Origin of the sequence: Mesorhizobium sp. M2A.F.Ca.ET.042.01.1.1 (assembly GCF_003997405.1) — a bacterium.
In the GTDB taxonomy this organism is placed as follows: Bacteria; Pseudomonadota; Alphaproteobacteria; order Rhizobiales; family Rhizobiaceae; genus Mesorhizobium.
The window spans coordinates 1-3,521 of sequence record NZ_RZRX01000409.1; the positions used below are offsets into that span (position 1 = coordinate 1).

3 protein-coding genes are annotated in these 3,521 nt (G+C 63.6%); all 3 read right to left on the reverse strand.

Going from position 1 to position 3,521, the window contains the following annotated elements:
- A partial coding sequence (fliF, locus tag EOA23_RS32785) for a flagellar basal-body MS-ring/collar protein FliF (protein ID WP_127307118.1) occupies positions 1-1,495 on the reverse strand: 1,495 nt, incomplete at its 3' end.
- A gap of 180 nt (positions 1,496-1,675) precedes the next feature.
- Positions 1,676-2,746 carry a flagellin gene (locus tag EOA23_RS32790; protein ID WP_127307119.1) on the reverse strand — a complete coding sequence of 357 codons (1,071 nt, stop codon included), beginning with the start codon at positions 2,744-2,746 and terminating at the stop codon, positions 1,676-1,678.
- Between the two features lie 254 nt (positions 2,747-3,000).
- Positions 3,001-3,521, reverse strand: a 521-nt coding sequence (locus EOA23_RS32795) for a flagellin (protein ID WP_281058780.1), incomplete at its 5' end; no start/stop codon positions are given.

The following is a 3,521-nucleotide window of genomic DNA, read 5'->3' on the forward strand; positions in this document are numbered from 1 at the left end:
GCGGCGGGGCCTCGGCGGTGATCGCGGCGACCGGCGCGTCCGGCGTCGGCAGCGAGCGTTGCACGTCGTCGAAGCTTGGGCCGGCGATAGCCGCGGGCTTTGCCGACGCCGTCAGCGCGGCGGCCATCGGCTTCAGGCCGAAGAAGGCCACCAGGAAAACGACGACGATGAAGGCGCCGGCATTGATCAGCGTGCCGGTATAGGTGCCGATCGAGGCGAGGATGCCCGGCTGTTCGATCGGCTCACCGTCGAGGCCGTTGATGAACTCGACCGCCGACACGTCGATGACGTCGCCGCGCTTGTCGTCGAAGCCGGTCGCCGAGGCCACCATCTTCTGGATATCGGCGACGCGCTTGGCGATCTGCTCCGGCGTTGCGTCCTTGCCGAGGATGGTCTTCAGCCTATCCTGGTTGACGACGACCGCGATCGACATCTTGTTGACCGTGTAGCCGTTGGAGACGGTGGCGATCTTCTTCGAGTTGATCTCGTAGTTGGTGATCTCTTCCTTGCGGTCGTTCTGCGAGGAGGACTGCGGCCCCTCGGTGCTGGTCGTCTGGGTCTCGGGCAGGTTCTGCTCGACGCTGGTCGGGGTCGAGGCCTGCTTCTGATTGCTCGCCTCGTTGGTCTTCACCGATTGCACCGAACGTTCGACGCGCGAGTTCGGATCGAAGATCGTCTCCTCGGTCTGGCGGCTGTCGGTGTTGACGTCGGCCTTGACGCTGGCGCGGAAATTGTCGGGGCCGAGATAGGGGGTGAGCGCGCGGCGGATGTTGTCGCCGATCTGCGCCTCGACCGTCTGCTCGACGCCCAGCGTGCGCGCGGCGCTCGTGTTGGAAGGATCGTCGCCGGCGGCCAGCAGATTGCCGTTGGAATCGAGCACCGTGACCTTGTCGGCCGAGAGGCCCGGAACCGCCGCGGCGACCAGGTGGCGGATCGACATGGCGCTCTTCCCGGCATCGTTGCCGGCGTAGCGGATCACCACCGAAGCGGAAGGCTGCTGCTCGTCGCGGCGGAAATTGGCGCGCTCGGACATGACGATATGGACGCGCGCCGCCTTGACGCCGGAGATCGATTGGATGGTGCGCGCGATCTCGCCTTCCAGCGCGCGCACACGGGTGATCTGCTGCATGAAGGAGGTGAGGCCGAGCGAGCCGACATTGTCGAACAGCTCGTAGCCGGCATTGGCGCTCGTCGGCAGGCCCTTCTCGGCGAGCAGCATGCGCGCCTGCGCGGTGGTGCCGGCAGGCACCAGCACCGAGGTTCCGTCGGAGCCGACATCGAAGCCGATGCCGGCATCGGCCAGCACAAGGCCGATCTGGTTCACGTCGGAACGCTCGAGGCCGACATAGAGCGTTTCATAGGCCGGGCGATTGAGATAGACGGAGGCGATGCCGATGACGGCCATGACCAGGGCCGCGATGCCGCCCATCAGCGCCAGACGCCGCACGCCGAAGCTCTTGAAATTCGCGATGATGCTCTGGATCTGTTCCGGCACGATTCAACGGCTCCCAGCACGACTGTCCGCTGGAAGACTAGACCGCGAAGCTTGTGCGAAGATGATAGCGCGCGCCGGCAAAGAGCCAGCAAGATGCCGAACGCGCAACTTCCTCTCGAGAAACGAAAAAGGCCGCGTTTCAGACACGGCCTTTTCGTCGGTCGAAGGTGATCAGGCGGCTTAGCCGTTCTTGAACAGCTGCAGGATCGACTGCGAGGAGCTGTTGGCGATCGACAGCGACTGGATGCCGAGCTGCTGCTGAACCTGCAGCGCCTGGAGGCGGGTCGATTCCTTGTTCATGTCGGCATCGACGAGCTGGCCGACGCCGCGGTCGATGGAGTCCATCAGGCTCTGGGTGAAGGTCTTCTGAAGATCGATCGAGCTCTTGGCGGCGCCGAGCACGGTGGCGGCGTCAGTAAGCTGACTCATGACGTTGTCGATCTTGGTGACCATCTGCGTGATGATATCGTCGGTCACGCCCGTCGCCGTGATGTCGAGATTGAAGGCGGATACGTTGTCGATCTTGACGGGCGTGCCCGTCACCGCGGCCTGGCCGGCGGTGTTGGCGGCGATGTCGGTGGCGCCGCCGGCGATCGCGGTGGCATAGGCGGCGTCATACGCCGACTGGTCCGCTGCCGTGGAATAGATCGAGGTCTTGCGATCGAGGATGCCCTGGTTCTTGACGGCGGTGGCGAGGCCGGAATCGAACAGCTTGGTGCTTTCGACATTGATGTCGATGGTGCCGAGCGAGATGGCGCCGGAAGAGGAGCGGTTGAAGGAGGAGACGATCTGAGCGTCGGGCTGGACGCCGTCATTGGCGGCGGCGACCTGCTTGGACGTCACCGAAAGATAATTCGAGCCGGAGAAGGTGGCGGCGTCGGCGAAGGATTTCATCTGCGCCTGGAGCGCAGTGATTTCGGTCTGCGTCTTGGCCTTGTTGGCGTCCGACTGGCCGACAGCCGACAAGAGCTTGGTCTTGATCTTGCCGATGGTGTCCAGCACGTTGTTCATGCCGGTATAGGCGGTATCGACCTTCGAGGCACCGAGGCCGAGCGCGTCCTGCACGGTCGACAGCGCCGAGTTGTCGGAGCGCATCGTGGTGGCGATCGACCAGTAGGCGGCGTTGTCGGAGGCCTCGGAGACCCTGTAGCCGGTCGAGATCCGCGCTTGCGTCTGCTCGAGCGATTTGTTGGTGGCGTTGAGGCTTTGAAGTGCGGTCAATGCCGCAGCGTTCGTCATGATGCTCGCCAAGAAACTCGCTCCTTCTCAAAAGCCGGCATGCCACGCAGGCCTCGACCTGCCCATCGGTTGCGATCGTGCCGGTCGGGCCGATTCGACAACCTGTATCAATTGGTTAACCATACCTAGCGCGATATGGTTAATGGCCTGTTAAAAGTCGGCTTCGGAGAAGTTAAGAAACGAGGGTTGCGCGAGCCCTGAGCAAACGCAAATCGGGCCGCGCTTTTGGCGCGGCCCGATGCTTTGGCGTGGTCAGTATAGAGCGATCAGCCGCGGAAGAGCGACAGGATCGACTGCGACGAGCCGTTGGCGATCGACAGCGCCTGGACGCCGAGCTGCTGCTGAACCTGCAGAGCCTGGAGGCGGGTCGATTCCTTATTCATGTCGGCATCGACGAGCTGGCCGACACCGCGATCGATGGAGTCCATCAGGCTCGAGGTGAAGGTCTTCTGCAGGTCGATCGAGCTCTTGGCGGCGCCGAGCTTGGTGGCGGCGGTCGTCATGGCCTTGAGCGCTGTATCGACGACGTTCATCATCTCCTGAATCTGGGTGTCGCTGGCGCCCTTGCCAGTTGCCGAGTCGAAGATCTTCAGGCCGGCGACCGAGTAGGTGTCGCCGGCCGCCGCAGCCGCACCCAAGGTCGGGTTCTGTGCCGTGCCGACGATGGCGCCGGTCGCGCCGACGTAGTTGGCGTCGAGGATACCCTTCTGCGTTCCCGCCGTGGTGCCGGCTTCATAAAGCTTGATGCTTTCCACGTTGACGTCGATCGTCGAGATCGAAACCGCAC